The 6,861-nt window shown below is 37.7% G+C and carries 8 protein-coding genes; 2 read left to right on the top strand and 6 right to left on the bottom strand.

The features are described 5' to 3' along the window. Positions 1-144 precede the first annotated feature (144 nt). Positions 145-864 (bottom strand): hypothetical protein, encoded by a 720-nt coding sequence (locus tag A8O25_RS18620; protein ID WP_066838157.1) that lies wholly within the window; start codon positions 862-864, stop codon positions 145-147. A gap of 16 nt (positions 865-880) precedes the next feature. Between A8O25_RS18620 and A8O25_RS18625 the strand changes: the two genes are divergently transcribed. Beyond that, a complete protein-coding gene (locus tag A8O25_RS18625) occupies positions 881-1,141 on the top strand; it encodes a helix-turn-helix domain-containing protein (RefSeq protein ID WP_066838190.1) in 261 nt (86 codons plus the stop codon). Positions 1,142-1,248: 107 nt separating this feature from the next. Here the strand turns inward: A8O25_RS18625 and A8O25_RS18630 are convergent, their stop codons facing one another. The 5 genes from A8O25_RS18630 to A8O25_RS18650 all read right to left on the bottom strand — a co-directional run bounded on the left by A8O25_RS18630 (position 1,249) and on the right by A8O25_RS18650 (position 5,132). Then, positions 1,249-1,836, bottom strand: coding sequence for a hypothetical protein (locus tag A8O25_RS18630; protein WP_066838160.1), 588 nt, complete (start codon positions 1,834-1,836; stop codon positions 1,249-1,251). 4 nt (positions 1,837-1,840) lie between these two features. Then, on the bottom strand, positions 1,841-2,764 hold the full coding sequence (locus A8O25_RS18635) for a phage/plasmid replication domain-containing protein (protein ID WP_153042826.1): 924 nt from the start codon (positions 2,762-2,764) through the stop codon (positions 1,841-1,843). 35 nt (positions 2,765-2,799) lie between these two features. Then, positions 2,800-3,096, bottom strand: coding sequence for a helix-turn-helix transcriptional regulator (locus A8O25_RS18640; RefSeq protein ID WP_066838166.1), 297 nt, complete (start codon positions 3,094-3,096; stop codon positions 2,800-2,802). A gap of 80 nt (positions 3,097-3,176) precedes the next feature. Continuing rightward, the gene (locus tag A8O25_RS18645; RefSeq protein ID WP_153042827.1) at positions 3,177-3,941 is read right to left on the bottom strand and encodes a hypothetical protein; all 765 of its coding nucleotides are present in this window, start codon (positions 3,939-3,941) and stop codon (positions 3,177-3,179) included. 108 nt (positions 3,942-4,049) lie between these two features. Then, positions 4,050-5,132 (bottom strand): site-specific integrase, encoded by a 1,083-nt coding sequence (locus tag A8O25_RS18650; RefSeq protein ID WP_153042828.1) that lies wholly within the window; start codon positions 5,130-5,132, stop codon positions 4,050-4,052. A 397-nt stretch (positions 5,133-5,529) separates the two neighbouring features. Here A8O25_RS18650 and A8O25_RS18655 point away from each other — a divergent pair, with 397 nt between their 5' ends. Beyond that, positions 5,530-6,558: a LacI family DNA-binding transcriptional regulator gene (locus A8O25_RS18655; protein WP_066838178.1), complete on the top strand. Its 1,029-nt coding sequence runs from the start codon at positions 5,530-5,532 to the stop codon at positions 6,556-6,558. Positions 6,559-6,861: the final 303 nt, after the last annotated feature.

The raw sequence follows: 6,861 nt of genomic DNA on the forward strand, positions 1-6,861 counted from the left end.
TCAGCTGTTGAGGTGGGTTATGTTGAATGAGATTTTGGTATTTTTGAAATTGTTACATTAAGAATAAGTGAGTTAAGGTTCTTAAAACCATTCTATTATGGTTTGAGGATGGCTATAAGAGATACTCCAAGTTAGACTAAGTTGCTATTCCAGGATTTCAATAATATCTCCATTCAGGGCTACTTTAGCTCTAATGGTATTAGTTACCACTCCTCCATAAGCATTAGTGCCTCTAAACCGAGTTATCACTAATAGGTATTTATTGAAGTCCCTATATGTAGTTTCTACATGTTCATAGCTGTCAGGATTATTCATGTTAGCTTTTATGTATCGTTCTAGGACTATGTGGCTCCCATCATAAGGGTGAAACTGTTTCCCTAGTTCTTCATCTCTTTGAGCTCTCTTCTCTTCCTCCTGCTCTTGTTCCAATCCCCTTTTAGTTAGAACAGTCTGGTTGCTTTCCTGTATAGCTTTGGCAGCTAGTACGCTGTCCTGTTCAGTTTTCGAGAGTTTAGAGAACTTTACCTCTTCTTCTACTCTCAAACTATCATTTCTTTTAATTATGCAAAGTGTAGTTCCAATTAAGAAAAGAAGGATAATTGGTAGTTTGCTGATTTGGATTTTTGTCAAGGTTCCAAGCTTTCTCCTTACAGGAGGTATCAACAATAAGCCTGCAATAGAAATTAGGAAACCACCTAATGTTGAAAATGAGATGAGGAATAGCCCTGCAATGACTAACCCTATACCATAAATCCATTTCAAAAACCTCTTTACTACTTCCATAAATGCTATTTTGATTTTAGCAAATATAAAAAAGCTACTAATAAGTTCATACTTATTAGTGGTAATTAGTGAATAGCTCATTATGTTCTTTTGCTCTATGACTACTCAGGGCAAGGAAAGTATAAATCAGGAACCTGATTATACCGAAGATTTGAAAAAGCTTGGTGAGAGGATCAAAGCTTTAAGAATAAAAGCAGGTTACTCTAGTTATGAGTATTTTGCTTATGAAAAGAACATTCCAAGGGCACAGTTTGGAAGATATGAACGAGGGGAGGATTTGCGATATACAAGCCTACTAAAAGTTATTAGAGCTTTTAATATGACTGTAGAGGAATTCTTTAGCGAAGGATTCAATTAGATTGGGAATGAGCTGATATTATTCAAATTGCTTTCTAACGCTATAAATATTCCTTCCTTTATTAATTAAAGTAACTTTAAAGATTCGTTCATTATCCTAACTTAGGATTATAAATCACCATCACTGTTAAGCTGTTCCTCTAGCTCTCTCTTTTTTTCTTGCAACTCTGATAAAGTTAAGTGTTCAAAGCCAGTTGAGATGCCAAAACTTCCATTTAGGTTATGAGTTATTTTTTCTTGAAAGTTATCCTTCTCTAAGGTTTTAAGTGAAAATATAAGCGCAGTCACATCTGGGAGAACACGCTTGTGAATTCTCTTTCTGCTGACTGGAATCAAATTTCCATTTTTATCTAGTTTCTCTTCTTCTTGAATTTCTTCATACTCTGTTCCTGCGATTCTAAGCAAAAGGCCTTGCCTTGCAGTGTGTTTAATTAGGAGTTTAAAGTTTAAATCATTTTCAATTATTGCTTTTTTATACATTAAGTGAACATCGAGAACAAATCCTCTTCTGTAATTTCCTAATTTAATATCTGAGTCAGTGAGGTGAGATTGTGTCCAATGTTGAAAAGTGGAATAATCTACACCAACAGCGGCACAGCAGGATTTAATTGTAAATTCTCCACTTGAGTATAGCTCGCAAATCCTTTTTGCCTTCTCAATTCTTTCAGATTTAGTTAGTTTAACTTTCGATTTCATAATTTTAAATTAAATTTTCCGAAACGATTTTACCTATTTCTTTATCTAACCTTATAATCAGATTATTCACCTGAGTCAAATTATCTAAAGTTGAAATCTTTCTTAGGTTGGCTTTAATTCTACTTAATGCTTCAGGGTACAACAGATGGTGTTGTGCTTTAGATAGGAGCAACATCTCTACTATAGCATTATAACCCCCTAGAGTTTCTATCCCTATTAGCATGAGCTGTTTTTCAATATCTTTTGGTTTTGAAATCAAGGCAAAATTGAAACTTGGTATTTGGGGTTTGTGGATTGAATAGTATTCATCTCCCCAAGCTCGGATTAATTGGTTATAAGTAGAAGGGTTTAATAAGTCATTTACTAGAAGATCAGGATAGCCTAAAGTTTTCTTTGACCAAGATTTAAGGTACTCTTTAAGCCATCGAACTTCAAAACGCATTAAATTAGCTGGATGCCCTTTTATTTTGGCTTCTTTGCGTTTGTCATAGAATACCATCTTCCTTGACCCACTATTGTAGTAAAGTGATCCTTTCTCTACAAAACGGTTGTAGTACTTACTGCTTCCAAGGAGCCTATAGTATTCATTAACCTTTATAGGAACTTCTATATTAGCTGCCAAGTCCAACCTTTTTATTTTAGCCTCTCCCAAATCCACTCTTAGTTCCTTTTCAATTCTCTTAAATGCTTCTGTTAACTGAGAATGCTGTAGAATATTTACATTATCTCCTAGATGTAGCCTTGAAATGCTTCCCTTGATAGATAAACATCCATTTGAGTAATATATTCTTAGATTTTCCCCTAGAATTCCTTTGGAGCCAATTATTTCCCCTGTTTCCTCACAAATAACTGGTAGAATATTGTGTAAGGGGAATTCTTGAAAATGGGGTATAACACCCACTTTGCAAATCTTTATAGTATCCACCATATGAATTGACAAAAAGTGTCAACATATCTGACTTACTATAAGCGTTTGGTTTTTTGAAGCGTCGCTTTGGTTGAAGCTTCTAGGTCTATTTCAAAATTTGTTTTTACTCTGTTCCTTTGTAACCAAGCATCTATTTCCTGCCTGTTGAAATAAAGCTGTTTTCCGTTAGGCCGATAAAAGGGAATGTCATTCCTTGAGGTGAGTTTGTATAAATAGCTTTTTGATAGGCCAGTGTATGAAGCCACTTCATCGAATGTTAATACGGGTTTTTGCGTTAGAAGCAGGTCTTCTATTTTTTTAAGCCGTTGGTCTATAGTTGAATAATCTTCCATAATGTGCAAGCATTTAATAATGTTTGCAACAAAGCTCCAGCTAAAAGCAATTAAAATAAATATCTAATACCTTATAATAGCTAATGTTTCTTATTGTAAGGTATTATTGCTTCCAGTTTTAGAAGGTATTCTGAAGGGGTATTTTTAGTGGGCTTATTACCTGCCTTTAATATTATTGAATCCCCATCTTTATCTATAAAAGAACTTTCTATTAACTTGAAACGCTCTGAATCACTTGCTAACTTACTTATATAACCTCTTTGCTCAAGTAGTTCAATAAACTCATAGAGGCACTTTTTATTAAGCTGTTTGTTTTTAGTGCTTTCTTTTAACCATATGATCTTTTTAAAATCACTTAAGGGGAGAAGGTTGAATAATTTTTTAAAATTGCCTAAATCGGTATCAATATATCCTTCTTGTATTAAGTTTGAGTGTAATTTTCTGCATGTCTCTTTGTCTGCTATCCATTCAAAGGAACTTATACTAGTTGGTTTTAGCTTGTTGTTTAGGACTTTTTGCTTTAACTCTTCTAAGTATAGTGCTGTATACTTTAGTATGTCATCATCGCTGATATTGGATGCAGTTTTATTTATTGGGCTATTATTGAAAAACCAAACAGAGAATCCTTCACTTGAGGGAATTACATCAAAGTTTTTCTTAATAAATACATCTATTCTGCTTATCTCTTTTTCAAAACTTAGTTTTATTTTACTCTCTTTTTGCCTAATGTATTCCTTTATCTTATTTAAGTCATTTTGGCTGTACTCAATTTGATTCAGGCCTGAGCCTATCCCTTTATTTGAATAGGAGCCTAATTTTGTTTTTTTCAACTTGTTGTTTTTCATCTGTATGAACTTAATTACATAAGCCTAACAGATTAAAGTTTTTTTTAAAAGTTACTTTAATCTGTTAGGCCTATGTTAAAATTTGTATTCTTTTGGGGTGGGCTGGCTTTATAAGTTTATTTCAGGAAGTTTATTTACTGCCTGTTGTTTTAATGAATCAACAGCTCTAACATATTTTTGTGTGTGTTTATAGCTTGTGTGCCCAAGTAGGCTAGAAACGGTAGTAACGTCTACTTCATGAATGATTAAGTTTGTAGCAAATGAGTGGCGAGCTACATGGAATGTAACATTCTTTTCTATTCCTGCCTTCTTGGCCCAAGCCTTTAAGCTTTTCAAGATGCCTGTATGTGAGGGTAACTTAAAAACTTTGGTATCTGGCTTGCCTTGGTCTCCAATGAGTTTAAGAGATGAAGTGTTTAAATTAATAATTACAGGCCTGCCTGTTTTTGATTGCATAACCCTTAAAGTGCCCTTATCTAGATTATTCCAGGTAAGAGCTTCAACATCACAATATCTAAGACCTGTGCAGCAGGCAAAGAGGAAGGCTCGCTTTACTTCTGAATTGCCACACTGAGTATTTGCCAAGGCTTGGATTTCATCGCTACTTAAAATGTCTTTCTTAATCCCTTCTGTCTTTTTGTTTTGAATATCCAAAGCTGGGTTAATAGATATGATTTTGTCTCGTGTAGCTTGTTTTAATAGCTTCTTAAATTTTGCAAAGTAATTGTGAGGAGTTTCTCCATTAAGGTGATCTTCAAGGTAACTCTTAAAATCTAGGCAAAATTGCTCTGTGACCTCATAAGGGTATAAGTAATCCTTGCCCGCAAACTCTTTAAAATACTTGCAGCAATATCTTACGATTCTGATGTCCTTGTTTTTGTAATTGCTAAGAAAGTTTTCAAAGTAAGAGATGAAGTTTACTTTTTTCTTGAATTCGGGTTCATAGCCATGCTCTAGAGAGTTAATGTATAACTCTTTCTTAGCTCTGAGGCTTTCGGCAGCCTTTAAGATTTCTTTGTTATGCAGGCGGTCTTGTTTGGTGATGGGCTTGATCAGGTATAGCTTTAGAAACTCATAGTTTCTTTCGCCATTGTGATAGATGTCTAGGTAAAGAGATTCTTTCCCACTTTTCAATTTCTTCCTTCTTAACTCAACGCCCATAATTATTATCTTATTGGTTTCTTTATTCAAGATACGACAATCTGAATTAAAAGTAACAAACGAGTAACAAATATTGGTCAAATAAAGACAACTTAGAGAAGTGTTTATATTTAAAAAGTGCCTTGGAGGCCTTGAATGACTGTTTTTGGTTTCCTTTAGTTTCCTTTAGTTAATGGTTGTGTAGCTGTTCCTGCTACCTGGAAGCCCTGAATCAGAAATGGTTCAGGGCTTTTTTTATGTCTGTCAAAGTGGCTTTTAGCTGGTGAAGGGTCAACTGACAAGCTTGTTGCTGTTTTCCTTTGCCTTAGGGGAAGGTGGCGCCAAGCATTTTGCAGGAGAATGAGCAGGTGGAGAACCTTCTTTAGGGTGGAGATGTATTTAATTGAGAGAAATTGCTTTCTTTGCAAACGTGTGCATGCGTGATTAAATGAAGAAGCTGTCCTATACCATCAAAGATATTGCCGTTGAGCTGGGGTTGTCCCATTCCACCGTTTCCCGTGCATTAAACAACCACCCCCACATTAGCCAGCAGACAAAAGACCGGGTGAAGGAGCTGGTGGAGAAGTCTGACTACCGGCACAATGCGGTGGCGGCCAGCCTGCGGAACAGCAAGTCTAAAATGGTAGGTCTTTTGGTGCCCAGGATCTCTATGTACTTTCAGTCAACGGTGATTACGGCTATCCAGAACAAGTTGCACGAGCACGGGTATAACCTCATGGTCTGCCAGTCTAATGACTCCCCTGAGATAGAAAAGGAGCTGGTCAATGAGTTGTTCAGTTCCCGTATTGCAGGATTGATTGTCTCTACTACGCTTTACACCACAGACTTCTCCCATTTTGATATTTTCCAGAGGGCTAACATTCCGCTGGTGTTTTATGACCGGGTGCCCAAGAGCCACCCGGCCCACAAAGTGTTGGGAGATGACTACCAGGGGGGGTATTTGTCTACGAAGCATCTGCTGGAGCAGGGCTGCAGGCATATTGCCCATATTAGCGGGCCTCTTACCTGTAGTATTTACCGCCACAGGTATGCCGGCTACCAAGATGCCCTGGCCGAATTTGATGTGCCTCTGGACCCGGCCCTGGTGCATTTTCAGGAGTTAAGCAAAGAAAATGCGATCAAAGCGAGTGAGGCCGTTTTTGCCCTGCCTGTACGGCCAGACGGTGTTTTTGCGGGAAATGATACCACGGCCATTGGGGTGATGCAGCACGCCAAGCAGTTGGGGATTGCCATTCCGTCGCAGCTGAAGATTGTAGGGTATTCCAATGACCCCAGGGCCGAGATCATAGAGCCCTCCATTACCTCGGTTGAGCAGTTCCCATATGAAATGGGGGAGCAGGCGGCTATCCTGATGCTAGACCTGATCATGGATAAAATAAGCCCAGGCAGGAATCTTATTTCCTTGACCACCCCCATTGAATTGGTGAAACGGCAGTCCAGCTGCCTGCAGGTCTAGGGCTGTAAGTCATTCTTCTGGAAGTTGAAGCCGTTTTCGGCCTGTTTTCTGAAAAACAGCAAAGGCTTTAATGTTACGTGAATGTATGCATACGTTTGCAGAATAGGGTCTGCTGCGCGCTGGCAAGGAACAGAATGCCTGTTTTCTGCTTTGTGATAGGTATGTGCTTTAAAAACAGTTGCTTAGTGGGGTGTTTCTGGTCGTCCTTCTGCAGAAAGAGGCGGCTCTGTGGTGTGCAGGGGGCGCAGGTTTGTTGTAAGTGTTTTAGAGGTTTCTGTTTTCGGCCTGTTTTGGCCAAAACAG

Source organism: Rufibacter ruber (assembly GCF_001647275.1).
Classification (GTDB): domain Bacteria; phylum Bacteroidota; class Bacteroidia; order Cytophagales; family Hymenobacteraceae; genus Nibribacter; species Nibribacter ruber_C.